Here is a 26,461-nt window from a genome sequence, read left to right on the forward strand (position 1 = left end):
GGAATCTCAGATGAAGACTATTATTTTGGCTGGTGGGTTTGGCACTAGAATGTCGGAATTCACAAATGTAATTCCTAAGCCTATGGTGCCGATTGGGGGTAAGCCAATACTGTGGCACATCATGAACATTTATTCACGGTATCAAAGAACAGATTTTATTGTTGCCTTGGGATATCTTGCGCCAGTAATTAAAGAGTATTTTCTGCATTATGGCACTTTGAATTCTGATTTTACAGTAAATCTTCAGACTGGAGCCGTTAATATTCATACGGATACCCGTCTCAACTGGAATGTGACGTTGGTTGATACCGGCGAAAATTCTATGACTGGCGGTCGTGTTAAACGATTAAAAGACTTTATTGGTAATGAGCCATTTTTGCTTACTTACGGAGATGGTGTTGCAAATGTAGATATAGATAAACTGATCAAATTTCATAAATCTCATGGTAAAATGGTAACGGTTACGGCCGTACGGCCGAGCGCGAGATTTGGTGAACTTCAGATTGAAGACGGACTTGTTACTGAATTCATGGAGAAACCACAAGCAACTCAGGGGTGGATAAATGGTGGCTACTTTGTCATGAATCCCGAGTTTCTGGACTTCATTGAGGGGGATGAGACAATTCTGGAAAAAGATCCATTGGAAAATGTGGCTCGCGCTGGTCAGCTTATGGCGTATCGACATGACGGTTTTTGGCAATGCATGGATACAAAAAGGGATGTAGAAGCCTTAGATGCTTTGGCTAAAGCAGGTGAAAAGGCGCCTTGGTATGTCTAAGGTCCTCGTGGTAGGGGGAACGGGATTCATAGGGCGGAGCCTGTGTCGCCACTTTGCAGAGAGAGATTTTGAAGTCTTTTCTTTATCTCGACGATCTCCTGATAACCCATTGCCTAAAGTGCGTTATCTCGTTGCTGATGTAAGGAATAACGAGAGTCTTAGAAGTGCGTTCGATATATCGGATGACCCTAGTATTGTAAGATTTGACTTTGTCATAAACTGCGGGGGAACTGTAGACCATAGGCTGTTCAGCAATGGCGGAACAGAAGTTATCGACCAGCACTTTGTTGGCGTTATTAATTTGCTGAATCTGCTTGATCGGTCGTCAGTTAAGCGGTGGGTGCAATTTGGTAGTAGCGACCAGTATGGAGCATTAAACGCTCCACAAAGGGAATCTGTACGCGAAGAGCCATTTTCGCCGTACTCGTTCGCTAAAACAGCGGCCGACCATTTTCTACAGATGCTTTGGCGCAGTGAGGGGTTCCCTGCTGCGTCTTTGCGACTTTTCTTAGCTTACGGACCAGGTCAGAACATACAGCGCTTTATCCCACAGATCATTACAGCCTGTTTGGCGGGAAGAGAGTTCCCAACTTCTGAAGGCGCGCAAATACGGGATTTTTGTTATGTTACAGATGTCGTGGCTGCTGTAGAGCGTTGTCTAATTCGTGATCAGTCAAATGGCGAGATATTGAATTTGGGTTCTGGTACTCCGGGAAGATCAATCCGGGAAGTTATTGAGACGATTCGATCGATTATAGGACGAGGTGAAGCAGATTTTGGAAGTGTTCCATATCGAAAGGGGGAAAATATGGAGCTAGTGGCTGATTTGAGTAAAATCCGTACAGTTCTCGATTGGGAGCCGACAGTGGATTTTGATGAGGGAATATTGAATTGTATAAATTACTATCGTGCTTAGTATACGACGTTTGCTCAGCGGGATTTGGAGGTTAAGACGTGTTTGTTTGGGTCTCTGAGTGTGCTTAATATCGGTGTGGATGCAAGAAATCTAATCGTACGCCCTACCGGTATAGGGCGCTATATAATAGAATCGTGTAAATCTCTTATCGACTTAGGGCATACTTTACATCTTTATCTTCCAAGCACGCCGGTTTCTTATGAAATATTACCTGATGGTGCGCAATTACATGTGTCTCATTGGCCCGGTTCAGTTTTGCGCATCATTTGGGGGGGGCTGAGGTAGGTCGTCTTGCCAGAAAAGATAATGTAGATGTTTTTTGGGGCCCCGCTCATAGATTGCCTCTTCGCGGGTTTGCTCCAATGCCAACAGTATTAACAATTCATGATCTTGTTTGGCTTGTGGCATCGGATACCATGAGGGCTAGGAATTACTACGCAGAAAAAGCTCTTATGCTGCCAGCTCTTCGAAATGCGACTAGAATAGTTTCGGTCTCTGAGGCAACGCGTAAAGATATTGTCACATATTTTCCAGAGGTGGCTTATAAGGTCCACCATGTTTATCCTGGATGGGTGTCCAACTTGGCTGGTGTTGGTTCCATTCCTGTGAAAAATTTTCTGTCCATGCCACGCTACGGACTATTCGTCGGTACATTAGAGCCTAGGAAGAATCTTCTCAATCTCCTTGAGGCTTATGCATTGTTGCCCGAAAAATTAAGGCACCAGAATGGGCTAGTTATTGCAGGCGGGCAAGGATGGCGGATGCCGAACTTGAGAAGAGAGATTGCACGTTTGGGTTTAACGGATTGTGTGCAGCTTCGAGGATATGTTACCGACGAGGAATTAGGCGAGCTATATAGACATGCTCGGTTTCTTGCCATGCCTTCTAGATTTGAAGGTTTCGGTTTGCCGATAATTGAGGCTAATAGCTTCGGGGTGCCTGTTATCACTTCCAATCGCTCTTCAATGCCAGAAGTAGTAGGAGAAGCCGGTTTGCTCGTTGATCCTGATAACGTGGACTCTATAAAGCAAGCGCTATTGAACATCATGATTGACGATGCCTTACACTCCTATCTTTGTGACAAAGCCAGAAAGAACATTTCCAGATTCGATTGGCAGAAGTGTGCAGAGGGGCTTACAGAGGTCTTTGAAAGGGCCATTTCGGAGTATAAGGGAGGACATTGATTTAGGTATCAGTTGTCCACCGTTTATCAGCCGGGTACAGCCCTGTCGTGACTGACCTGCCTCTGAATTTTCATCCAACGGCGATTAGAGCCTCAGCGTTTTTTGATACGCCATTTGGTGCGGTTGGAGCAACCGGCGGAAACGCGTAGCCTTCATCTTGCGCAGCGTTGGAGCCGGTTGCAGCGATGGTTCCGGCATAGCTGGCCGGGGTCTGATATCCGAGCGATGAGTGCGGCCGGGAATGGTTATAATCGTCGGCCCATTCGGCGATGGCGCTGCGGGCATGATCGAGACCGAAGAACAGGCTTTCGTTGAGCAATTCGTGTAAGCCCACGGTGAAGGCCGTCTTGCGATGACGGCCTTCTGACTGCCAGTCCTAGTGGTAACACTAGGAGTAGTCATATGACGAAGTATCCAGTTGAGGTGATCACGTCCGTAAAGCGCCGTCGTCGTTGGTCACGCGAAGACAAAGAGCGCCTCGTCGCGGCCTGCTTTGAGGCGGACGCGGTGGTCTCCGAGATTGCCCGTGCGGCCGGTATCCATGTCAGCCAGTTGTTCCGTTGGCGCAAGGAGCTGTGCCGGATCGAGGAACCGGAGACCGAGACGGCAACCACGTTGGTACCGGTGATCGTGTCGGAGACCGCGCCGGCAGTCTCTCCCCTTCAACCGGAACCGCCCACCACATCCCATCCTCGTCGGAAGCGCAGCGATGTAACGATTGAGCTGGGTCGGGGCCGTCGTGTCCGCGTGGACAGCGATATCGACACGGATGCGCTTGGCCGGATTCTCGATTGTGTGCTGGGGCTGCGATGATTCCGGTTCCTGCTGGCGTGAAGGTCTGGTTGGCGACAGGCCATACCGATATGCGCAAAGGCTTCCCCGGTCTGTCCTTGATGGTGCAGGAGGCGCTGAAGCGCGACCCGATGTGCGGTCACCTGTTCGTATTCCGTGGCCGAGGCGGCGGCCTGATCAAGGTGATCTGGCATGACGGCCAGGGAGCCTGTTTGTTTACAAAGAAGCTGGAGCGCGGCCGCTTCATCTGGCCATCAGCGGCCGATGGCACGGTGGTGATCACGCCTGCGCAGCTCGGTTATCTGCTGGAAGGTATCGACTGGCGGATGCCGCAAAAGACCTGGCGGCCGACGTCGGCCGGATAAGCAAAAACACTGGAATGACAGGGTCGAATGTGATTCCATCCCGTCATGAGTAATGCGACCGAAGAGCTTCCGGACGACCTTGCCAGTGCGCTCGCACTGCTGGGCCAGGAACGCGCTCGACGGATCGCAGCCGAAGCAGAAGCGGCGACCGCCAAGGCAGAAGCCGCCAGTGCAAAGGCACTCGTATCGCATTCCGAGGCGCTGATCGCGCGGCTAAAGCTGGAGATCGACAAGGTTCGCCGTGAACTCTACGGCAGTCGGTCCGAGCGTAAGGCGCTGCTCCTTGAGCAGATGGAACTGCAGCTCGAGGAGTTGGAAGCGGACGCCGGTGAAGATGAATTGGTCGCGGAAATCGCAGCCAAAGCCTCAGCCGTCAAAGCCTTCGAGCGCAAGCGCCCATCACGCAAACCGTTTCCTGAACATCTGCCGCGCGAACGCATCATTGTCGCCGCTCCCACGAATTGCGCCTGCTGCGGATCGGCTGAACTGTCAAAGCTCGGTGAGGACATTACCGAGACCCTGGAGGTCGTTCCGCGCCATTGGAAGGTTATCCAGACGGTGCGAGAGAAGTTCACCTGCCGCGAGTGCGAGAAGATTACGCAGCTACCAGCACCCTTCCATGTGACGCCCCGCGGTTTTGCAGGGCCGAACCTGCTGGCGATGATCCTGTTCGAGAAGTTTGCCCAGCACCAGCCGCTCAATCGCCAGAGCGAGCGCTACGCCCGCGAGGGCGTCGACCTCAGCTTATCGACGCTGGCCGATCAGGTTGGAGCATGTGCCGCGGCATTGAAGCCCATTCACTCCCTGATCGAGGCGCATGTCCTTGCTGCCGAACGTCTGCATGGTGATGACACAACCGTGCCGATCCTGGCCAAGGGAAAGACCGATACCGGTCGCATATGGACCTATGTCCGGGATGACCGACCATTCGGCGGGCTCTCACCGCCGGCCGCCCTTTATTATGCCTCGCGGGATCGACGGCAGGAGCATCCGGAGCGCCACCTGAAGACCTCCACCGGCATTCTGCAGGCGGACGCCTATGGCGGCTACAATCCGCTGTTCAAGGTTGATCGCGATCCCGATCCGCTGACCCAGGCACTCTGTTGGGCACACTCGCGGCGCAAGTTCTTCGTGCTCGCCGACATTGCCGCAAACGCCAGGCGTGGAAAGAACGCCGCGCCGATCTCACCCATGGCGCTCGAAGCTGTCAAACGGATCGACGGCCTGTTTGATATCGAGCGGGAGATCAACGCGCTTACGGCCGATCAACGCCTGGATCGTCGCCGCAAGGAAAGCCGGCCGCTCGTTGATGATCTTCAGGCCTGGCTTCAAGCCGAGCGGGCAAAACTCTCACGCAGTTCCCCGGTCGCTGAGGCGATTGATTACATGCTCAAGCGATGGGACGGCTTCACGTCATTCCTGGACGACGGCCGGATTTGCCTGACGAACAACGCCGCCGAGCGAGCGCTCAGAGGCTTTGCGCTCGGCAGAAAGTCGTGGCTCTTCACCGGATCAGACCGCGGTGCAGATCGTGCAGCCTTCATGGCCACGCTAATCATGACGGCAAAGCTCAACGACATCGATCCCCAGGCGTGGCTTGCCGATGTCCTTGCCCGTATCGCGGACACGCCGATGACCAAGCTGGAGCAACTGCTTCCTTGGAATTGGACGCCTCCGACAGTCAACGCTCAAGCGGCCTGACCTGCGGCCTTCACCGGAGGCTTACCAATTCGTCGCGCATCCGACCGTTGAAGGATTCAACATAGCCGTTCTGCATAGGCTTTCCTGGCGCGATATAGTGCCACTCAACCTTGTGATCCTTCGACCAGGCCAGGATGGCATTCGAGGTGAATTCCGTGCCGTTATCGGAGACAATCATTCCGGGCTTGCCGCGTCGTTCGATCAGTGTCGTCAGCTCCCGTGCGACACGACGGCCGGAGATTGAGGTGTCCGGGATTGCTGCCAGGCATTCCCGCGTCACATCATCAACGATATTGAGGATCCGGAACCGTCTCCCGCATGCAAACTGGTCGTGTACGAAATCGAGAGACCAACGGGCATTTGCTTTCGCCTCGACCAGGATCGGCGCACGCGTGCCGACGGCCCTTCGTCGAGCCTTCCGCTTGCGAACCGAAAGCCCTTCCTCGCGATACAGCCGATAGATGCGGTTGACGCCGGATGGCTCTCCGTCCCGCCTGAGCAGGACGAACAGCCGTCGGTAGCCGAAGCGCCGTCGCTCGTTGGCGAGATCGCGCAACTTTGCTCGCAATTCGACCTCCGGCGGTCGGCAGGACCGATAGCGGATCATCTTGCGATCAGCCGACACAATCTGGCAGGCCCGCCGCTCCGAAAGACCCATTATATCCTTCAGATGTGCAACTGCGTCACGCTTGGCGGCAGGCCCTACCATTTTTTTGCGAGAAGCTCGCGGAGTGCGGCGGCATCGAGCATCTGCTCGGCCAACAGCTTCTTAAGCTTGGCGTTCTCTTCTTCGAGTGCCTTCAGGCGCTTCGCCTCGGACACCTCCATACCGCCGTATTTGGCTTTCCAGTTATAAAATGTCGCGTCCGAAATCCCATGCTTGCGGCAGAGGTCGGCCACCTTCGCGCCAGCCTCCTGCTCCTTCAGCACCGCTATAATCTGCTCTTCAGTAAATCTCTGCTTCTTCATTCGTCCGTCCTTTGTGGGCCGGACTCTAATCCAATCTGGAGGAAATTACCCGTGGCAGGTCAATGGAACTCTCCTTCTCCCAGATAAGGGATCATAAGTGGAAAATTCCAGTTCTGAATGGCCTAATTTAACGGGGGCACGTCAGAACTTCAAAGCCTGCTCGCCGACATCAGTACGTGGGACGGCGGTATCCGCGAGTTTCTCATCGACACACAGTGCGATCCTAAAATAATCGACCGCATCATCGCCGATGAGATGAAACGCGGCCTAAAGTTTCTATCTCTCGACACCCGAAAAAAGCCTTCGCCGGACGCGCACTTTCGAAGCAAGTCCATATAACTTTCCAAACGATCTGACCATCGCGCAGTGTAGATCTTGGAGTGCTCCCCATTTCACCGGACAGGTCGGCTAGTTTGATTTAGCCCTGATGAACTGCCGAGGGGAAGCCATCTTGAGCGCGGAATGTGGATGGATTTCATTATAGTCCTCGATCCATCCGTCGATGAACTGGAGCGCTGTTTCTGCGTCCGGTAGTGCTGCGATGCGAATATAATCCCGCTTCAGGGTTTTGACGAAGGCCTCCGACATGCCGTTCGACTGCGGGCTGGCGACCGGCGTGAAGCAGGGTGTCAGATTGAGTGCTTGCGCAAACAGCCTCGTGTCCCTCGCGGTGTAAGCAGAGCCGTTGTCCGAGAGATGCTCGATTGCATGTGGGGCTCTGGTTCCATTGAAGCGTTTCTCGACCGCCTCCAGCATCATGTCGCGCACGTCTGAGCCGGAGATGCCCGCGTTGGCGACCGCCGTCCAGGCAATGATCTCGCGGTCGAAGGCGTCGATGATGAAGGCGAGACGGATGACCTCGCCGTTCCAGCAGGTGAACTCCAGCCCATCCGAGCACCAGCGCAGGTTGGAGCGCATGACCATGACCTTGCCATCGTGGAGGCGGCCCTTGCGAACGGCTGTGTGCTTTTCCAGCAGCATGGCGTGGTTGCCCATGATGCGATGGACCCGTTTGGCGTTGATGACAGGCTTATCGGCGGCTCGCCTTTCGCGATTGAGGAGCGCGGCGATCCGCCGATAGCCATAGGTTGGCCTTTGATCTACCAGCCTGCGAATGATGGGCAAAAGCTCTGCATCCTCGGCCTTGTGATAGGAGCCGCGCGGCTTCGATCTGCCTTTCAGCCGCTCGTTGAGGTTGGAACGGGATACGCCCAGCGTGTCTGCGACGGCCTTCATCGCGAACCGTCCTTCGGCAACAAGATCGGCCGCGATATCCGTTTTTTTGAGTCTGCTTTGGACAAGGCTTCCCGAAGGATTTCGACCTCCATCGTCTTGCGGCCGAGCATGCGCTCCAGCTCGCGGACGCGATCTTCCAGCTTCTTCACTTCCGAATTGCCGACCACCGGCTCGTCAGAATCCACAGCTGCAGCACCTCCCTCGCTCAAGAGCCTGCGCCACCGATAAAGCAGATTGGGCGCGACGCCATGGCGGCGAGCGGTGGACGATACCGTCTCGCCTGGTTCGAAACTCTGCTCAATGATTGTCAGCTTTTGCTCGGTTGTCCACCGCCTGCGGCGAACATCACCCGTCAGCAATTCAACGTGTCGATACTCGTTAGACATAAGCCTATACCCAAGCCTGTGCTTGAGCCTTTCTGCTTATGCCGACTGTCCGGTCGAAATGGGGGGCAGTTCAGGTACTAATCATCTCGGCGGCGGATCAATCGTGAAGCAACAATCTGCAACGTTTGATAGAAGCGTTGAAGTTTCTGTAAAGCGTCTTGATGATGTTCTGGCTGAGGTTGAAGCAGTCGATCTGATTAAGCTCGATGTTGAGGGTTTCGAGCCTCAGGTCTTGCGAGGTGCAGAAGCAATAATATCGCGCTCGCCAGATGCGGCTTTTCTGATTGAAATTTATCGCCGAGATTGGCTCCAGCACGGAGATATTGCTGAATTGACTATTCCATTAACCCACGGAAGAAGGATGTTCGCTGTTGAGATAGATGGAACGCTGATAGAAATTTCTCCTGCAATTCTCGAAAACTATCTCCTTTCCCGTTCTGATGAAATTGCTGACGTTTTCTTTTGTCCCGTCAGTCGAATTTGGCATGTTGAGCATTTAATAAGCGATCGCATCTTCTAAAAATGATGAACATTTCTGCCCACGCATGAGTAGGGGCAGGGAAGTTAGCAACTCGCGTCTTCCGATTGTAATGATCTACGTGCTATGGGTTTTGGCTCTGGCCCGGCACTCTTGTCGTAGTGTTTTCTCTCCAGTGGCATCCCAACTGAGGGCACACAAAATTTCAACACTCAACCCCTTCAAATTTCCCGAGCAGTTTTGCAAACTACTGGTCGTTGCGCCCCCGGTGATGATAAAGATACGGATCTAGGCTGGACGTCCGTTTTAAGAAATATTTTTTGGCGAATAATCTCACCAATTTTTCGCTCCAATACTACCGCACAAAAAACCGAAAATATCGTAACAATGATTGCTGCTGTAAATAACGAAAGAATGACCGGAACACCAGCATTAGTCATCCAAGCTACTAGCGGCATTCCGAGGGGCTCATGAATAAGGTACAACGGGTAAGTGGCAAGAGCGATATTTCTTACCCATTTGTGCATGGTTTCACCGCGTACAAAAAAAACATCTTTTTGATGCATAGAAATGTAAACTACCACCAATAATATCAATGCACTAACTGACTCTCTTTCAAAGATGAAATGGTTGCCGTTATATCTAGCTTGCAGTCTGACCCAGGCAATAGAGAATCCAAAAATAATAAGCGGAAGATTTTTTTTGAATTCTTTTGTAGATGATGTAATTCCTAGAATAATACCAAAGCAAAAATAAACACCATAATCCGGCATAACTAGAAAATTCATCTGTTGAGAATTCAGGTTTGGAGTTAAAATTAAAAAAATTGCCCATACTATTGCAATATTCTTCATCTTCCTAATATCGATGTCTCGGAATATTGCGATCATAATGGCAATCATAATATAAAATCGAATTTCAAAGAAAAGCGTCCAAGCTGGACCGACAATCGTAGGATAGCCATAGAACCATTGCAACCCCGTGAGGGACATGACTAACTGAGATATAGGTGGATGATCCAGCATGGTGATTGGAGCAACAGCAATCGCTAGCAGCGTTATAACAAAGTAAGCGGGAAACAGCCTAATAAATCGTGATTGAGAAAAATCTACCCAGTTTCGGTGTATAGCACTTTTACTTATAACGATGCCGCTCAAAATGAAGAAAATATCTACGCCGAGATAGCCGCCAGCCAATACCTCTTCTAATATAATCGGTAAATCAGGAATAGTATACTTCTGTTTCAGATGAATCATGAATCCGTCTGTGGCAGTCCAATGGTGAACGAGCACCCAATAGGCTGCGAAAATACGCATCAAATCAAGTAAAACGTAACGCGGTTTAGCCAACACAGATCCATCCTCGTGATAGCCTTGGTTATAGGCGAGTCTGCGAATACGCAAGCTTTAATCGAATAGAGGCCGCGTAAAGAAAAAAGAAACAATGCCAAAACCGCAATGCCGCGGCGATGGCTGAAGTGCTGTTGCTCCATGTGCATCGGGGCGTGGTCGTCAGTCCCAAACGGGTATATAATCGCCCACGCGAAGGTTAAGACTGATTTCGGCCGATGCAACTATCCTCGCGAAGTTCCAAGCCTCCAGCTCTCAACCGAAGGTCGGTGTATCGGACTCGGAAACGCTTGCGCTTCGACGGAAGGTTGCCAGCCAAACGCAGTTGGTCCGCCAGCGTTTCCGGAAGAAGAACCGGATCGAGTCGATCCTCCACGCCAACCTGTTCCCACCGTGTTTCGCTTGGCAATCTCGATTGGATCAGCGAGTGCAAACGGCTGGCGAGACTGATATTGCATGGTAACGAGCACGCAGCCATCGATCGTCATCTCAGCTTAATTGATTCGATCAACGAGGCGTTGAAGGTAGTTGATGGGGATGTAACTCTGCACGGCCTCTAGGATCCGACTGCCCGCAGCCCACAGCCCCAGGACGTCGCCAGGGTTCGACGTGAAACTGGCGAAGAGCAGTATGGAGGTGATTGGTAATATTCGCCTCATCAGCGGCCCACAACGACTTGTCGCCTATATTGGCTTCAAATCTCAGCGTACGGGAGTCGCGGTGAGGTTCCGGCCTATGAAGAACGTATTACGAAACCTGAAGCGGTCTTCTACCGCCGTGATGACACGATCCTGCGCATCTTCGCTCTTGATGCCTTCTGTCGTGGCCACATGAGCGGTTGCTTCCGGGCCACAGCAGTCGAGCGCCAAAGCAACGCGGACCTTTTCCCTGTTGTCGCACGTGATTTCGAAGCCGTCGGAGCACCATCTGGTATAGGAGCGCTCGACGGTGACTTGCCCGTCGTGTCTGCGTTCACCGGCAGCTCTGGGATGGCGCTGAAGGAGCAGATCATGCTGCTTCATCACGCGATAAACCCGCTTGGCATTTGGCCATGAACAGCCCTGTTCACGGGCCTTGCGCCTTAGAATGGCATGAACCGCCGATAGCCATAGGTCGACATTTCTTCAATGACCGCCTTGATCTGAGCAACCAGATCAGCGTCGGGAAGCGGAGGTCTCCCTCGGGCTCTGGAATGGTGCCTGTGGCGCGTGCAGCGATATTCGACCGGGCAACGCCTAGCGTCTCGCATACCGCCTTCATCGCAAACGTCCTTCGGCAGCGAGATTGAGTGCAGCAGTCATTTTTTTGGGCCGTTGGCGATTTCGAGGGCCTCCTTGAGGATTTCCCCTCCCATCGTCTTTTTGCCCAGCACGCGCTGTAATTCCTTCACCTGAGCCTGAAGCGCCCGGTATCCCGAGGCAAGGACAACCTCCTCTTTGGCTGCCGTTGCAACCAATGCACCCTGTGAGGCAAGTTTGCGCCACGCGAACAGCTGGTTAGGCGCAATGCCATGACGACGGGCGACCAGACTGACCGTAGCGTCCGTCTCGTAGGTTTCGTGGACAATCGCAAGCTTCTCCGCTGTACTCCAGCGTCGACGCCGCTCAGGGCCGGAAAGAATTTCCATCTTAATGCTATTACCAGTCATAATGTGAACAGTAGTCCTATCACTTATTTAAGTGGGAGAAACTGTCCGGGCAATTAGGGGGCTATTCCACAGGGCATGCGCGATGAATGCTGGTGGAAGTAGTATACTCGCTGCTGGCTCCTTGGGCCATCTGAGCCTTCTACCGGCGGATCGCCGCGCGTCGAGGAAACCATTTCACAGCTTTCGCGACCGTGCGGAAAGCTTGCGATGTTCATTTGGCATATGCTGAGCAAGGATGCCTAGACTACATCTAGGCCCGACCTGCTGGAAAGCCGTACGGTCTTACGGAGATTCACGTTATGAAGAGGTGTCTTCACGAGGGTGGATCCAATGCCTGATCGGTAGGTGTTGTAATTGCGGACAATTGTATATGGACATGTTTAGCTTTAAGCAACAAGGTGGTCTGAAAATGGCAGTTACTTTTGGAACGTCTGGTCTACGGGGCCCAGCAATTGACTTCACAGATGAGACTTGTGTTGCCTATGTCGTTGCCTTTTTGCAGCACATGTCGCGTAATTTCGAATTTCACCATGTCTATGTTGCCGCTGATTTGCGCGAATCCAGCCCTCGGATTGCTGCTTCCTGCGTGGCTGCAATCGAACTGGGCGGCAAGAATGCGATATGGGCCGGCAATATTCCGACGCCCGCACTCGCAGCTTACGCGATGGCTCGCAACGCGCCCGCCGTCATGATTACGGGAAGCCATATTCCGGAGGCCTACAACGGCATTAAATTCTACCGTCCTGACGGCGAGTTCTTGAAGGACGACGAGGCTCCTGTTCGCAGCTTTGCGGAAGAATTGTTGAACAAGGATATTGAGGGCCAGCCCATCGACATGCCTGCGCCTCTGATCGATGTGGCCGAGGAATATGTGGACCGCTCTATCAGTTCTTCAGGTTCAGACGCGCTGACCGGAATGAAAATCGGTATTGATCTTCATTCTGCCGTTGGGCGCGATCTTCTTGTTCGTATATTTAAAGGGCTCGGAGCGGAGGTTTATCCATTCCGCAGGATGGAAAAATTCGTCGCCGTCGATACAGAAGCGCTTGATCCCTCGGATCTATCTCGGGCGAGCGCGTTCATCGCCGAACATGGGCTGGATGCAGTTGTGTCGACAGATGGAGACGGTGATAGGCCTCTGGTCATCGATGATCAGGGAAGACAGGTAAATGGCGATATATTGGGTATCCTGACGGCTCACTATCTCGGCGCGAAAACAGTCGTAACGCCGCTTAGCACGACCAGCGCGCTGGAAGAAAGTGGCTGGTTCGAGAACATCCACAGGACACGGATTGGGTCGCCCTATGTCGTAGCCGAAATGGCGCGCGCCGGGGCGCATCCAGTTGTTGGTTTTGAGGCCAATGGCGGCTTTCTGCTTGGCGATGATGTGACGTTGAAGTCAGGCTTGTTGGGTCGCCTTCCAACGCGCGATTCCGTTTTGCCAGCGGTGGCTGTTCTAGTGCAGGCTAAAGAACAGGGGGTGAGGTTGAGTCAGTTGGTTGGAACACTGCCTGCTCGATGCATGAAGGCCGATAGGGTCAAGGAAGTTCCCGCAGATCGCGCCTCTTCATTTCTGCGCGCTATAGAAACGTCACAATCATTTCGTTCTAGTTTCTCCCCCTTGATTGCTGAGCCGGAATCAATTTCGACAGTCGATGGCGTGCGAATGGCGTTTGCCAATGGCGACACTGTTCATTTCCGTCAATCCGGCAATGCGCCGGAAATGCGGATTTATATTGAAACAGGTTCAGTGGAGAAAACAGATCAGATGCTGAGTGAGTTCGTTGCAAAACTCTCCGAGACGATCTGAATTCTGCTCATCGAAAGGAAGTTAAAGTGCGTGAAATGTTGATCAGGCCAGTGGTGTTGGCAGGCGGAAAAGGTACGAGATTGTGGCCGATGTCACGCTCGCAACGCCCAAAACAGTTTCTGGCTCTGACTGGCGAACTCAGCCTCTTTCAGATGACTTTGAAACGATTGTCGGACCCGAAGCGTTATTCCAAGCCGATTATCATAACGAACGCTGACTATCGGTTTTTGGTGGCGGAACAGGCATTGGAATGTGGCGTCGAACTTTCGGATGTTATCTTGGAACCAGTCGCTCGCAACACAGGGCCGGCAATTGCCGCTGCGGCTTTGATCGCTTCCATAGAGGAGCCGACCCTTATCCATGTCGTGGCATCTGACCACAACATTGAAATGGATGATGCATATTTTCAGGCTGTCGACACGGCGAGTAATGCAGCTCGTATGGGGCGTCTTGCCACTTTTGGCATTACGCCGACGGAACCGGCAACCGGTTTTGGTTACATCGAAGCAGGTCAGCTGGAAGAAAGCGGAGCCTGTGCAATTAAGCGCTTTGTTGAAAAGCCGAAGGAGGAAGTTGCGCGGGAAATGCTTGCTGCCGGCGGCTTCTACTGGAACTCAGGGATGTTTTTGTTCCGTTCGGACGTCTTCCTCGATGAATGCAAACGTCACGCACCAGCGGTATATGAAGCTGCTCAGGCATCCGTTGCGACTGCACAGCGGGATCTCGATTTTGTGCGTCTGAACAGCGCCGAATTTGAGAAGGCGCCGGATATTTCCGTCGACTATGCGATTTTCGAGAAGACAAAGCTCGCTTCTGTTGTTCCGTCACCAATCCACTGGTCGGATCTCGGCTCGTGGGATGCTGTCTGGAAGGAAAGCAAACAGGATCTGGCTGGAAACGTTGCACGCGGACCTGTCAGCTTGCACAACACCAATAATTCGCTGGTCTTGTCTGAAGGCGTTCATGTCGCGGTCAATGGTGTCGATGATCTGACGATTGTGGCCTCGGAAGATGCGTTCTATGTCGGCAAGCTCTCAGAAGCGCAAGGTGTAGGCGCGATCGTAAAGGCGCTGATGAAACAACCAGCTACGGCGAAGCTTGCCGAGGAGCACCGGACCATCTATCGCCCTTGGGGCGGCTACACCCATTTGCTTTCGGGCGATCGGTTCCAGGTAAAACGTCTGTTCATCAAGCCCGGTAAACAACTCTCGCTCCAAAAGCATCACCATCGTTCTGAGCATTGGGTGGTTGTTCGGGGCGTGGCCGAAATCGTGATCGATGACGAGAGCCTTTTCCTGTCAGAAAACGAATCGACATATATTTCTCAAGGTACGGTACACCGTGTCTCAAATCCGGGTAAAATTCTGCTTGAACTGATTGAAGTTCAAACTGGAGCTTATCTGGGCGAAGACGATATTGTGCGCTTCGAGGATGATTTCGGACGTGTTTGATCGTTTGATTATTTCAGCATGAAAGCCGTGCAATGAATGATGTGACACGTAAACTTCGGGCGGAAGTCGAACGCTTATCGTCGTGGCTCCATAACCACGCGTTGCCTCTTTGGTTGTCGGCCGGTGTGGATGCACCGAATAACGGCTTCTTTGAACGTATTGGCCAGGACGCCGTCGCAACGTATGCAGATAATCGTCGTTCTCGCGTGCATCCGAGACAGATTTATTGTTTCGCTAAGGCTGGTGCCACGGGCTGGCATGGCGAATGGAAGCAGACCGTTGAAGCCGGAATAGAATATTATGATCGCGTCTATCGGCGAGAAGACGGCTTTTATGGCAGTCTTGCCAGTCAAAATGGCGAGATGATCGATCACACGTTCGATCTCTACAACCAGGCTTTTTCCGTTTTTGCGGCCGCTCAGATCGCGGTTTCCATACCGGATCGGTTTGATGAAATGCGTCAACGAGCGCTTGGTCTGATGAATTCGCTCGTGGATGATTATCATCATCCTCTTGGTGGATTTGAGGAAGCCAATCCGCCAAAGCTTCCTTTGTGTTCAAATCCGCACATGCATTTGTTCGAAGCAATGCTTGCTTGGGAGGCAGTAGACCCACAAACAGAGTTCTGGTCGATATATGCTGATGAGATCGCAAATCTTGCATTAACGAAATTCATTGATGGTAAGACCGGTGCGTTGCGTGAATTCTTCGATCATGATTGGCAGCCATATCCAGGTGAAAAGGGTAGGGTGGTCGAACCGGGACATCAGTTCGAATGGTCCTGGCTGATGGGCCAGTGGGCGGATCGGCGACAGAATCACGATGGCATGCGGGCCGCCAAGCGTCTATTCCAGATTGCAATAGCTCGTGGTATATGCGAGCAGCGCAAAGTGGCCATCATGAGCTTGTATGACGATTTTTCGGTTCACGATGGTCTCGCGCGTCTGTGGCCACAAACTGAATGGATAAAATCGGCTCTGTTATTTGCTTCATTGAGCGAGGGCAAAGAGCGAAGTTTTTATCTGGAATCAGCATTGCGAGCCTTTGACGCCCTACGGCCATTTCTTGAAACGCCGATCAAAGGGTTATGGTACGACAAGTGGCCGGAAGGTGGTACGCTCATCAATGAGCCCGCGCCCGCGTCGACCTTTTACCATATTCTCTGCGCCTGTTATGAAGCAGAGAAAACAATATCCGCACTTTAGGCTGTCATGACATTTTAGTTGTCGTCGCTGATGACGAACGATCAGATGTGCCGATGATGATGTATATTGGAGAAACATGCGAGTTCTGCATTTTTTTAAGACCTATTGGCCAGATACATTCGGCGGTATCGAGCGAACCATTCATGCGATCGCAAAAGGCGCGGCTGAATACGGTATTGCATCGGACGTTTTGTCCTTGAGCGCAAAGCCGGAAGAAAATACCCGAAATTTTGATGGTCACATGGCATATAAGGCCAGGCTCGATTTTGAGTTTGCATCAACGGGATTGTCGCGTGATGTGTTTTCCCGGTTCAGGGAGTTGAGCAGTCAAGCTGATATAATACACTATCATTTCCCCTGGCCCATGAGCGATATCGTACAGGTCGGCGTTCGTCCGGAAAAGCCAACCATTGTGACCTATCATTCGGACATCGTTAAGCAGAAACTACTCCTTCAGCTCTATCGCCCTTTGATGAACCGCTTTCTCGGTAGTGTGGATAGGATCATTGCCACCTCTCCGAATTATCTGGCGACGAGCGATGTTCTGCAGCGGTTTAGCGATAAAACGGCGGTCATTCCACTCGGCTTGGACGAGGCCGATTATCCTGCTGCCGATGCCGCAACCAAGGCGCGCTGGCACGAGCGGTTTCCTCGCCCTTTCTTTCTCTTCGTCGGTGTGTTGCGCTATTACAAAGGTTTAAGAACGCTGCTGGCTGCAGCACGAACTTCCGATATTGATATTGTTATTGTCGGTGATGGCCCTATGAAACCCCAGCTCACCGCGTATGCGAACGAGCATGATCTGTCGCACGTTCATTTCGCCGGAGCGCTGCCGGATACGGACAAGACTGCGCTTTTGGAGTTGAGTTCCGGGCTGATTTTTCCCTCGCATCTACGTTCTGAAGCGTTTGGACTGTCGCTGGTGGAGGCGTCTATGTTCGGAAAGCCGATGATCTCGTGTGAAATCGGCACCGGTACAAGTTATGTCAATCTGAACGGACAAACGGGAATTGTGGTGCCGCCGCAGAACCCGGAAGCGCTGTCAGCTGCAATGCGAAGCATTGCACGCGACCCGGAGCACGCCAAAATTTTTGGAAGGAATGCGCGGGCGCGATATATCGAGCATTTCACAGCTGATAAAATGGCGCTAGAATATGTGAAAAATTATACCTCACTGGTGCAGTGACAAGAGGTTGTCACTGCTATTCGGACAAGCTTTACTGGCGCCGTTTTCAATACCTCGTACCTTCATGATGATGATGAAGTTAGTAATGGAGCGTAGATGAAAGGCATTATCCTGGCCGGTGGCAGTGGTACGCGTCTTTATCCCCTGACGATAGCCGTTTCGAAGCAACTTCTTCCGATCTATGATAAGCCGATGATCTATTACCCGCTGAGCGTATTGATGCTGGCGGGAATCAGAGATGTTCTGGTAATCTCGACGCCGCACGATCTGCCTCTTTTCCGCAAGTTGCTCGGAGATGGCAGTGAGTTCGGCATGGACTTTTCCTTTGCAGAACAACCGCAGCCAAACGGTCTGGCGGAAGCTTTCATCATCGGTCGCCATTTTATCGATAACGACCATGTAGCAATGATCCTCGGCGACAATATCTATTTCGGCGACGGCCTGTCGCAGTTGTGCGAAAGCGCTGCTTGTCTAGATAAGGGTGGCTCGGTATTCGCCTATCGGGTCGAAGACCCCCAACGCTATGGCGTGGTTGAGTTCGATAAGACAACCGGCAAGGCGATCTCCATCGAGGAGAAGCCGATTAAGCCCAAATCCTCCTGGGCGGTGACCGGACTGTATTTCTACGACAATGATGTCGTTGATATTGCTGCTTCCCTCAAGCCTTCTGCGCGCGGCGAATTGGAAATCACGGCCGTCAACAATATCTATCTTCAGCGCGGAGATTTGAAAGTCCACCAGTTGGGGCGGGGCTATGCCTGGCTCGATACCGGAACGCACGACAGTCTTCAGGATGCGTCGTCCTTTGTGCGCACGATCGAGAAGCGGCAAGGTATCAAGATTGCCTGTCCCGAGGAAATCGGGTTTGAAAAAGGCTGGATTGACGGAGATGCCGTGCTTGAACGGGCGGATAAACTGGGCCAGACCGAATATGCCGCCTATCTGCGGCGTCGCGTCGAGGAAATCGGCAACGAAAGATGATAGTTCGCCGGTTGGAACTCGATGGTCTGTTGGAAATCAGCCCGCGTAAATTCGGTGATGACCGTGGCTTTTTCTCCGAGACCTATAATGCGAAATCATTCGCCGAAGCCGGTATTGATCTGACTTTCGTTCAGGACAACCATTCCTATTCGGCGGCCAGGGGCGTTGTGCGCGGCCTTCATTATCAGTTGCCGCCATTTGCGCAGGACAAGCTGGTGCACGTCACGCGCGGTGCAATTCTGGACGTTGCAGTCGATATCCGCAAAGGCTCACCCACATTCGGCAAGTGGGTGGCGCTGGAAGTCTCGGCTGAAAAATGGAACCAGATTCTTGTGCCGAAGGGCTTCGCACATGGCTTCATGACGCTCGTTGAGCATACCGAAGTCATCTACAAGGTGACCAATTATTATTCCCCTGAGCACGACCGCTCGATCCGCTTTGATGACCCGGCAATAGGCATAGACTGGCCGATAGCCCCATCAGGCGTCCAGCTTTCGGACAAGGATCAGAAAGCGCCGATGCTAGCCGACGCAGACGTTTTTGCTTGAGGAAATGATATGAATATTCTCGTTACGGGTGGAGCGGGCTTCATTGGCTCTGCGGTATGCCGGCATCTGGCTTCCGATCCCAGGATCAATGTCGTCAATCTCGACAAGCTGACCTATGCAGGCAATCTGGCGTCTCTCCGGCAGATTGAAAATCATCCGAATTACAGCTTCCTCCAGGCTGATATCTGCGATGACACGAGCGTTCTGGATGCTCTGCGCGCCAACGAAATCGATGTGGTCATGCATCTGGCGGCAGAAAGCCATGTCGACCGTTCAATCGATGGTCCGGGTGCTTTCATTGAGACGAATATTGTCGGAACGTTTCGCCTGCTGAATGCGGCACTTGCCTATTGGCGGGAACTGCCGGAACCGCGCAAGTCCTGCTTCCGTTTCCACCATATTTCGACGGACGAAGTGTTTGGTGATCTGCCTTTCGACAGCGGTATTTTCACCGAGGAAACGCCCTATAAGCCTTCGTCGCCCTATTCGGCTTCAAAAGCGGCCTCCGACCATCTGGTGCGCGCCTGGCATGAAACCTATGGCCTGCCGGTTGTGCTATCGAATTGTTCGAACAATTACGGCCCGTTCCATTTCCCCGAAAAGCTGATCCCGCTCGTCATTCTCAATGCGCTCGATGAAAAGCCGCTGCCGGTTTACGGGGCTGGGGCGAATGTGCGCGACTGGCTCTATGTTGAAGACCATGCGCGGGCCCTCGCTCTGGTTGCGACGACGGGCAAGCTGGGCGAAAGCTACAATATCGGCGGGCGCGCGGAACGCACCAATCTGAATGTGGTGGAAACCATCTGCGCCATTCTGGACAAGAAGCGGCCTCGCGCAAACGGCAAGAGCCATGCCGACCTGATCACCTTCGTGACAGATCGCCCCGGTCATGATCGCCGCTATGCGATCGACGCTTCGAAGATCGAGCGCGAGTTGGGCTGGAAGCCGCAGGAAACTTTCGAGACCGGGCTGGAAAAAACCATTCAATGGTATCTGGATAATGCATGGTGGTGGGAGCCGATCCGCAGCGGTACCTATGCCGGTGAGCGCCTGGGCAGCACGGCAGTAAAAGAGGCCAAGGCATGAAAATCGCCGTCACCGGGAGGGAAGGGCAGGTTGTGCAGAGCCTTCTTGAGAAGGCGTCGCAGCGTGCGGACCTCGAGGTCATCGCGCTGGGCCGTCCGGAGCTGGATCTGGCAGAGCCGGGAACCGTGCGCAGTGCCATTGAAGCGATCAAGCCCGACGTCGTCGTCTCTGCCGCCGCTTATACGGCGGTGGATCTGGCCGAGGATGAGCAGGAACATGCCTTTGCGGTGAATGCAGCAGGCGCCGGGGCAGTTGCGCAGGCAGCGGAGAACTGCGGCGTTCCTGTCATTCATCTGTCCACGGATTATGTTTTCGCGGGCGACGCTGACAAACCCTATGTTGAAACGGACGCGACCGGCCCTCGCAGTGTCTACGGAAGCTCCAAGCTTGAAGGTGAGCGTCTCGTAGCGCAAGCCAACCCGCAGCACATCATTTTGCGGACAGCGTGGGTCTATAGTCCTTTCGGCAAGAATTTCGTCAAGACGATGCTGAAGCTCGCGGAGACGCGCGACGCTCTCTCGGTTGTTGCTGACCAGTGGGGCAATCCGACCAGCGCGCTTGATATCGCTGATGCAATTATCCGGGTGGCGGATCATCTGGCGGCGGCACCGGAGTTTTCAGCTTATGGTGTTTATCATCTGGCCGGAACGGGTGATACGAACTGGAGCGGCTTTGCGCGCGCCATATTCGGGGAAAGCGCCAGGCTTGGCGGGGCGACAGCGACCGTTACGGATATTGCGACCGCCGATTACCCGACCAAGGCCCGGCGCCCTGCCAACTCCCGCCTGTCGACGGCCAAATTCCAACAAGCGTTCAACTGGTCGGCACCCCATTGGCAGTCGTCGCTGCGGGACGTCGTGTCCCGGCTGGTATAGAGCATTTCCAGCAAAAGTGCGAAGCGGCTTTGCGTAGGAGAATGCGTGAAAACAAAGAGATGGAGCGGTTCCCCGATTCCGTTTCAACTGGAACCGCTCTAGTATTCAGCCAAAGAAGCAAAACAGCAATTATTAACGCAGTCTGCGTTAAGGATTTGATATTGCCCGCCTATATGCATTATGACCCACAATAAGGTGCATGGGATTGCACCATTGTGGAGATGATGATTTTCGGATTCACGTTATAAGATGGCAAGACTTTTAAGCCCGGCGGGCGCTTGCGGGCGTCGCCTCTTCGATACTGGAAAATCTGGCGGGAAGCATGAGCGGTACATCGCTTAAATTTGGCACGAGCGGTCTGAGGGGACTGGCGGACGAACTAAATGGCCTGCCTGCCTACGCCTATTCCCTTGCTTTCGTCGGAATGCTGTCGGAGGCCGGAAAGCTGCACAGGGGCGACAAGGTCTTCGTCGGTCGCGACCTTCGCCCGTCCAGCCCGGCCATCGCGGCGCTGTGCATGGCGGCAATCGAGGATGCGGGATTTCAGCCGGTTGATTGCGGCGTCTTGCCGACCCCGGCGCTGAGCAATTATGCAATCTCGCAGCAGGCGCCGAGCATTATGGTCACTGGCAGCCATATTCCAGTTGACCGCAACGGGCTCAAATTCTATCGCGCTGACGGTGAAATCGACAAGAATGACGAGAGCGCCATCAGTGCCGCCTATGCGGCCTTGCCTGCAAATCTTGCCTTTCGTCATCTGCGCGATGCACCCTATGGCAGCGATGCGATCGACCTTTATGTGAAACGCTATGTCGGATTTCTGGGGCATGAAAGCCTCCGGGGTTTGCGGGTCGGGGTCTACCAGCACTCGTCCGTAGCGCGTGATCTCATCGTTCGCATCCTTACCGAACTCGGTGCCGAAGCCGTACCGCTCGGACGGTCCGATGTGTTTGTGCCGGTCGACACCGAGGCCCTTCGTTCCGAAGATATTGAGCTTCTCGACCAATGGGCGAAGGAAAGCCGTTTTGACGCCATCGTGTCCACGGATGGGGATGCCGACCGCCCGTTGATCGCAGACGGGAAGGGCCGCTTTGTCCGGGGCGATCTGGTCGGGGCAATCACCCGCACGATGGCTTGGCGTCAAGACGATTGTAACGCCCGTGACATCCAATTCCGCGCTGGAAGAAAATTTCGAGCGTGTCATCAGAACTCGCGTGGGGTCGCCCTATGTCATCGAAGGCATGACGCAGGCTGTCGCCGGCGGCGCCCCGGCTGTGGTTGGGTTTGAGGCCAATGGTGGCGTGCTGCTCGGCACGGATATAAACCGGGGCGGTCATGTGCTGGCCGCGCTTTCGACCCGCGATGCGCTGCTGCCAATCCTGGGAAGTCTCGGTTCCATCAAGGAAACGGGGAAGCCGCTGTCTGATATCGCGGCAAGCTTTCATTTCCGCACTGCGCTGAGCGACAGGCTCCAGAACGTCCCGCAGGAAAAGAGCCTCGCCTTTCTGTCCCTCCTCAAGAACGATGCGACGCGAAGCGCATTGTTTCAGATGGACGAGCCGATCGTCCGGACCGAGGTCATTGACGGTGTGAAACTCTTCTTCCATTCAGGCAATGCCATCCACTATCGTGCTTCCGGCAACGCGCCGGAATTGCGGTGCTATGTGGAAGCCTCAGGCGAGAGCCAGGCAAAAACGCTTCTGGAAACGGGACTTGCCATCGCCCGCAACGCAACGAAGGACAACTGAGCAATGAGCTTTATTCCTGTCATCATCAGCGGCGGTTCCGGTTCAAGGCTATGGCCGCTTTCGCGCGATGCGCACCCGAAGCCATTCATCGAGCTGCCGGACGGCAGCACCCTAATAGGCAAGACCTACAAGCGCGCGGCGCGGCTGGGCGGTGTGGACCATATCCTCACCGTCACCAATCGCGACTTCCTGTTTCTGACGCTTGACGCCTATGCCGATGCGAAGGCGCCCAAGGTCGATAACGCATTTCTGCTGGAGCCGCTCGGACGCGATACGGCGCCTGCCGTTGCCGTCGCCGCACTCCATGCCGCCGCCACTTACGGCCCTGACGCCACATTGCTCGTCATGCCCGCCGATCATCTGATCGAGGATGAGGCCGCGTTCGCCGAGGCCGTTTCCAAGGCGCGCCCGCTTGCTGAAACGGGCCGCATCGTCACCTTCGGCATCGTGCCCGATCATCCGGAAACCGGCTTCGGCTACATCGAGGCCGAAGGCATCGACGTGCTGCGCTTTGTCGAAAAACCTGACGCCGAGACGGCACAGGCCTATGTCGAAAGCGGCCGCTATTTCTGGAACTCCGGCATGTTCTGTTTCACCGCCGGAACCATGCTCGCAACGATGCAGCGCCACGCGCCGGAAATCTTCGCCGCCGTTCAGGCTTCGCTCGAACATGCCCGGCGCGGCGTCAACGGCGAGACGAAGACGGTCGAAATCTCCAAGGACGATTTTGCGGCGGCGCCAGCGATTTCCATCGATTATGCCATCATGGAAAAGGCCGACAACATTGCCTGCATTCCGGTGTCCTGCGGCTGGTCCGATATTGGTTCCTGGGCGGCGATGGCGGATCTGATCACGCCCGACGACGAAGGCAACCGCCTGCGCGGCGAAACGGTCATCGAAGACACGACCAACAGTTTTGTCCTGTCTGAAACACGGTTGGTCAGCCTTGTCGGCGTCCACGACCTTCTTGTGGTCGACACGCCCGACGCGCTGTTGGTCGCCCATCGCGACAAGGCGCAGGAAGTGCGCAAGGTCTTCAACAAGCTGCGTGCCGATGGCCATGAAGCTGCCAAGCTTCACCGCACGGCCCATCGTCCATGGGGCACCTATACGGTGCTTGAGGAAGGTGACGGCTTCAAGATCAAGCGGATCGAAGTGAAACCGGGACGACGCTTGAGCCTTCAGGCACATCATCACCGTTCCGAGCACTGGATCGTCGTTTCCGGCACCGCGAAGGTGACCAATGGCGATCGCGAAATTCTGCTTACGACGAACCAGTCGACCTATATCCCCTGTGGCTTCCGTCATCGGCTGGAAAATCCGGGCATTCTGCCGCTCGTGCTCATCGAGGTGCAAAGCGGCGAATACCTCGGCGAAGACGACATCGTGCGTTTCGACGACGTCTATGGACGCACCTGATATCAAGGTCCTTGAGCGGAACTCGTTGGACTTTGATTAAGCCCGGATGGTGATTGAATTTTTTCAAGGCGCGGCGCGTCAGCATCCCGGCGCCTTGTCAATTACTCGGAAACCGCCGGGCGCGGCATTTAATCGGGAACCATTCGCCGCCGCGAATGTTTGCCTCCTATGCCCAGTAATGAACAGGATACGGCTACCGATCTGATCGGCATGCCGGTCGTCGATTTTCAGAACCACGCGCTTTTTTTCGACGTCGATGGAACGCTGCTCGATATCGCCGCCGATCCCGACGGCGTGGTCGTTTCGACCGGCTTGCAAAAATCCCTCTCGGTTATTTCCCGGCATTTGTCCGGTGCGATGGCGCTCGTCACGGGCAGGGCCATAAGCTTCATTGAGGAACGCTTTCCCGATTACCACGGGCCGATAGCCGCGCTGCATGGCGCTGAATTCCGGCACGCATCCGGGCTTGTCGAACTGATCGAGCCGGGCGAACAATTCCAGACCGCCAAGAATTTTCTGCGGCAGGCAGCGCTTCGCGTCAGCGGCCTTCGTGCCGAGGACAAGGGAAGTGCGGTTGCGCTTCATTATCGCGCCGCGCCCGAGAAAGCCGAACTTGCCCATGACCTCGTGGACAAGGCGTGGAAGCTCGCCGGGCCGGACTGGACCGTGCAGGGGGGCAAGATGGTTTTCGAGCTGCGCCCCGCGCTCAGCGACAAGGGCGCCGCCTTGCGCCGTTTCATGCGGGAAAAGCCGTTTGCGGGCAGGGTGCCGATCGCATTCGGCGACGATCTGACTGATTTGCCGATGCTCGAGGCGGCGGAACAACTGGGCGGAACGGCCGTGGTGATCGGACGAGCGATCGACCGTCCGGGAGCTGCGCGCTTTGCAAGCCCGGATGAGCTTCGCCTCTGGCTCTCCCGCATCCGGGACAATGGACAGCAACAGCAATGAAAGGATTTGGTGTATGGGTCGGCTGATCGTGGTCTCCAATCGTGTTCCCCTGCCTGATGAACAGGGCAAGGCACCAGCGGGCGGTCTGGCGGTCGCGTTGCAGGCGGCGCTCAACGAACGCGGCGGCATATGGCTCGGTTGGTCCGGCAAGACGCTTCCCGCGCGTCAGCCGCAGGAACTGACGATCCGGGACGAGGGGCCGATCCGCTATGCGCTGCTCGATCTCCACAAGAAGGATATCGACGAATATTATGCGGGCTTCGCCAACCGCATGCTCTGGCCGCTCTGCCACTATCGCCTTGATCTCATCGATTACACGCGCAAGGACATGGCGGGATATTTCCGGGTCAATCGCCTGTTTGCAAAGCATCTCCTTCCGATGATCCAGCCGGATGACCTCATCTGGATTCACGATTACCATCTCATTCCGCTGGCTGCGGAACTGCGCAATCTGGGCGTCACCAACCGCATCGGCTTCTTCCTGCACATTCCCTGGCCGCCCGCTGATATAGTTTTCACGCTTCCCGTGCACGAAACAATCATGCGCGGCCTTGCTTCCTACGATGTCGTCGGCTTCCAGACCGAAAACGATGTCGACAACTTCATCAGCTGCCTGCGGCGTGAAAAAATCGGCAAGCCGCTCAGCGATGACGGGCTGTTTGAGGCCTTCGGCCACCGGTTCCGCGCCGAGCGCTTCGGCATCGGTATCGAGACGGCCGCATTTGCAGAGATAGCCAACAAGGCGGACGGCCATTCGACAGTGCGGCGCATGCGCGAAAGCATGCTGGACCGCAGCCTCATCATCGGTGTCGACAGGCTCGACTACTCGAAGGGCATCACCAATCGCATGGAGGCTTTCGAGCAGTTTCTCAATGTCGATCCCGGCAATCGCGGCAAGGTTACCTTTCTGCAGGTCACGCCGAAATCCCGTTCCGAGGTGCCGGAATACAAGGACATGCAGCGCGCGGTGGCCGAACTGGCCGGGCGGGTGAACGGAGCGAACGCCACGGTGGACTGGACGCCGATACGCTACATCAACCGGTCCCTCAATCGCGACGTGCTGGCCGGACTCTATCGGCTCGCCGCCGTCGGTCTGGTCACGCCGTTGCGTGACGGCATGAACCTCGTCGCCAAGGAATATGTTGCCGCCCAGAACCCCGAAAATCCCGGCGTGCTGGTGCTCTCCCGCTTTGCCGGCGCCGCGCAGGAACTGGACGGCGCGCTTCTGGTCAATCCCTATGACACGGAAGCGATGGCCTATGCCATGGCCCGCGCGCTGGCTATGCCTCTGGAGGAGCGCAAGGAGCGGTTTGAAAGCATGATGGGCTTTCTCAACACCCACGACGTCAACCGCTGGTGCGACGACTTTCTGAAGCGCCTTGCATCGGGCTGATGTCGG

Annotated in this window: 20 protein-coding genes and 5 pseudogenes; 19 read left to right on the top strand and 6 right to left on the bottom strand. The window is 54.4% G+C overall.

The genetic code is table 11. The features are described 5' to 3' along the window. Nucleotides 1-10: 10 nt before the first annotated feature. From rfbF to OINT_RS02905, 3 genes are all read left to right on the top strand, one after another. Nucleotides 11-778, top strand: a complete 768-nt coding sequence (rfbF, locus tag OINT_RS02900) for a glucose-1-phosphate cytidylyltransferase (RefSeq protein ID WP_039852371.1) — start codon at nucleotides 11-13, stop codon at nucleotides 776-778. Next, a complete protein-coding gene (locus OINT_RS22730) occupies nucleotides 771-1,694 on the top strand; it encodes an NAD-dependent epimerase/dehydratase family protein (protein ID WP_080556933.1) in 924 nt (307 codons plus the stop codon). Before rfbF ends, OINT_RS22730 begins: the two co-directional genes overlap by 8 nt. Before the next feature lie 338 nt (nucleotides 1,695-2,032). Next, entirely contained in the window at nucleotides 2,033-2,878 is an 846-nt protein-coding gene (locus OINT_RS02905; protein ID WP_235691666.1) for a glycosyltransferase family 4 protein, read from the top strand. A gap of 70 nt (nucleotides 2,879-2,948) precedes the next feature. Here OINT_RS02905 and OINT_RS02910 read toward each other — a convergent pair. After that, nucleotides 2,949-3,200: pseudogene (locus tag OINT_RS02910) on the bottom strand (integrase core domain-containing protein); the annotation flags it as partial. An 80-nt stretch (nucleotides 3,201-3,280) separates the two neighbouring features. Between OINT_RS02910 and tnpA the strand changes: the two are divergent. The 3 genes from tnpA to tnpC are packed head-to-tail and all read left to right on the top strand — an operon-like array spanning nucleotide 3,281 to nucleotide 5,736. Continuing rightward, nucleotides 3,281-3,691, top strand: a complete 411-nt coding sequence (gene tnpA / locus OINT_RS02915) for an IS66-like element accessory protein TnpA (RefSeq protein ID WP_006466283.1) — start codon at nucleotides 3,281-3,283, stop codon at nucleotides 3,689-3,691. Beyond that, the gene (tnpB, locus tag OINT_RS02920) at nucleotides 3,688-4,035 is read left to right on the top strand and encodes an IS66 family insertion sequence element accessory protein TnpB (RefSeq protein ID WP_034498055.1); all 348 of its coding nucleotides are present in this window, start codon (nucleotides 3,688-3,690) and stop codon (nucleotides 4,033-4,035) included. The genes tnpA and tnpB overlap by 4 nt, the downstream gene beginning before the upstream one ends. A gap of 45 nt (nucleotides 4,036-4,080) precedes the next feature. Then, entirely contained in the window at nucleotides 4,081-5,736 is a 1,656-nt protein-coding gene (gene tnpC, locus OINT_RS02925; RefSeq protein WP_006466285.1) for an IS66 family transposase, read from the top strand. 19 nt (nucleotides 5,737-5,755) lie between these two features. Here the strand turns inward: tnpC and OINT_RS02930 are convergent. The 3 genes and pseudogenes from OINT_RS02930 to OINT_RS02940 all read right to left on the bottom strand — a co-directional run. Beyond that, a pseudogene (locus OINT_RS02930) lies at nucleotides 5,756-6,705 on the bottom strand (IS3 family transposase); the annotation flags it as partial. Nucleotides 6,706-6,854: 149 nt separating this feature from the next. Beyond that, a pseudogene (locus tag OINT_RS23755) lies at nucleotides 6,855-7,001 on the bottom strand (IS5/IS1182 family transposase); the annotation flags it as partial. 112 nt (nucleotides 7,002-7,113) lie between these two features. Further along, nucleotides 7,114-8,327, bottom strand: a protein-coding gene (locus OINT_RS02940; RefSeq protein ID WP_115168607.1) for an IS3 family transposase whose coding sequence is annotated in 2 segments (ribosomal slippage) — nucleotides 7,114-7,991 and nucleotides 7,991-8,327 — 1,215 coding nt in all. Because the reading frame shifts where the segments join, the coding sequence is not laid out codon by codon here. Nucleotides 8,328-8,349: 22 nt separating this feature from the next. On the opposite strand from OINT_RS02940, the gene OINT_RS22735 reads away from it, so the two are divergent. Continuing rightward, a complete protein-coding gene (locus OINT_RS22735) occupies nucleotides 8,350-8,847 on the top strand; it encodes an FkbM family methyltransferase (RefSeq protein WP_138920913.1) in 498 nt (165 codons plus the stop codon). Nucleotides 8,848-9,026: 179 nt separating this feature from the next. On the opposite strand, the gene OINT_RS02955 is transcribed toward OINT_RS22735, so the two are convergent. Together OINT_RS02955 and OINT_RS22740 are read right to left on the bottom strand one after the other, a co-directional pair. Further along, nucleotides 9,027-10,154, bottom strand: coding sequence for an acyltransferase family protein (locus tag OINT_RS02955; RefSeq protein ID WP_138920914.1), 1,128 nt, complete (start codon nucleotides 10,152-10,154; stop codon nucleotides 9,027-9,029). Between the two features lie 758 nt (nucleotides 10,155-10,912). Next, a pseudogene (locus OINT_RS22740) lies at nucleotides 10,913-11,802 on the bottom strand (transposase); the annotation flags it as partial. A 409-nt stretch (nucleotides 11,803-12,211) separates the two neighbouring features. On the opposite strand from OINT_RS22740, the gene OINT_RS02975 reads away from it, so the two are divergent. The 12 genes and pseudogenes from OINT_RS02975 (at nucleotide 12,212) to otsA (ending at nucleotide 26,455) form a co-directional block, all read left to right on the top strand. Further along, entirely contained in the window at nucleotides 12,212-13,612 is a 1,401-nt protein-coding gene (locus tag OINT_RS02975; RefSeq protein WP_039852886.1) for a phosphomannomutase, read from the top strand. Between the two features lie 26 nt (nucleotides 13,613-13,638). After that, a complete protein-coding gene (locus tag OINT_RS02980; protein WP_006466294.1) occupies nucleotides 13,639-15,063 on the top strand; it encodes a mannose-1-phosphate guanylyltransferase/mannose-6-phosphate isomerase in 1,425 nt (474 codons plus the stop codon). Nucleotides 15,064-15,095: 32 nt separating this feature from the next. Then, nucleotides 15,096-16,268, top strand: a complete 1,173-nt coding sequence (locus tag OINT_RS02985; protein WP_006466295.1) for an AGE family epimerase/isomerase — start codon at nucleotides 15,096-15,098, stop codon at nucleotides 16,266-16,268. 76 nt (nucleotides 16,269-16,344) lie between these two features. After that, nucleotides 16,345-17,454, top strand: a complete 1,110-nt coding sequence (locus tag OINT_RS02990; protein ID WP_006466296.1) for a glycosyltransferase family 4 protein — start codon at nucleotides 16,345-16,347, stop codon at nucleotides 17,452-17,454. A gap of 96 nt (nucleotides 17,455-17,550) precedes the next feature. Further along, nucleotides 17,551-18,435: a glucose-1-phosphate thymidylyltransferase RfbA gene (gene rfbA, locus OINT_RS02995; protein ID WP_006466297.1), complete on the top strand. Its 885-nt coding sequence runs from the start codon at nucleotides 17,551-17,553 to the stop codon at nucleotides 18,433-18,435. Continuing rightward, entirely contained in the window at nucleotides 18,432-18,983 is a 552-nt protein-coding gene (rfbC, locus tag OINT_RS03000; RefSeq protein WP_006466298.1) for a dTDP-4-dehydrorhamnose 3,5-epimerase, read from the top strand. Before rfbA ends, rfbC begins: the two co-directional genes overlap by 4 nt. A gap of 9 nt (nucleotides 18,984-18,992) precedes the next feature. Next, the gene (rfbB, locus tag OINT_RS03005) at nucleotides 18,993-20,069 is read left to right on the top strand and encodes a dTDP-glucose 4,6-dehydratase (RefSeq protein WP_006466299.1); all 1,077 of its coding nucleotides are present in this window, start codon (nucleotides 18,993-18,995) and stop codon (nucleotides 20,067-20,069) included. Then, nucleotides 20,066-20,944 (top strand): dTDP-4-dehydrorhamnose reductase, encoded by an 879-nt coding sequence (gene rfbD, locus OINT_RS03010; RefSeq protein ID WP_006466300.1) that lies wholly within the window; start codon nucleotides 20,066-20,068, stop codon nucleotides 20,942-20,944. Before rfbB ends, rfbD begins: the two co-directional genes overlap by 4 nt. 322 nt (nucleotides 20,945-21,266) lie before the next feature. Further along, a pseudogene (locus OINT_RS03015) lies at nucleotides 21,267-22,692 on the top strand (phosphomannomutase). A 3-nt stretch (nucleotides 22,693-22,695) separates the two neighbouring features. Further along, entirely contained in the window at nucleotides 22,696-24,111 is a 1,416-nt protein-coding gene (locus OINT_RS03020; RefSeq protein WP_006466302.1) for a mannose-1-phosphate guanylyltransferase/mannose-6-phosphate isomerase, read from the top strand. 168 nt (nucleotides 24,112-24,279) lie between these two features. Continuing rightward, the gene (otsB, locus tag OINT_RS03025; RefSeq protein ID WP_039852388.1) at nucleotides 24,280-25,062 is read left to right on the top strand and encodes a trehalose-phosphatase; all 783 of its coding nucleotides are present in this window, start codon (nucleotides 24,280-24,282) and stop codon (nucleotides 25,060-25,062) included. A gap of 13 nt (nucleotides 25,063-25,075) precedes the next feature. Then, nucleotides 25,076-26,455 carry an alpha,alpha-trehalose-phosphate synthase (UDP-forming) gene (gene otsA / locus OINT_RS03030; protein WP_039852391.1) on the top strand — a complete coding sequence of 460 codons (1,380 nt, stop codon included), beginning with the start codon at nucleotides 25,076-25,078 and terminating at the stop codon, nucleotides 26,453-26,455. The last annotated feature ends 6 nt before the right edge of the window (nucleotides 26,456-26,461 follow it).

Source organism: Brucella intermedia LMG 3301 (genome assembly GCF_000182645.1).
GTDB classification, from domain to species: domain Bacteria; phylum Pseudomonadota; class Alphaproteobacteria; order Rhizobiales; family Rhizobiaceae; genus Brucella; species Brucella intermedia.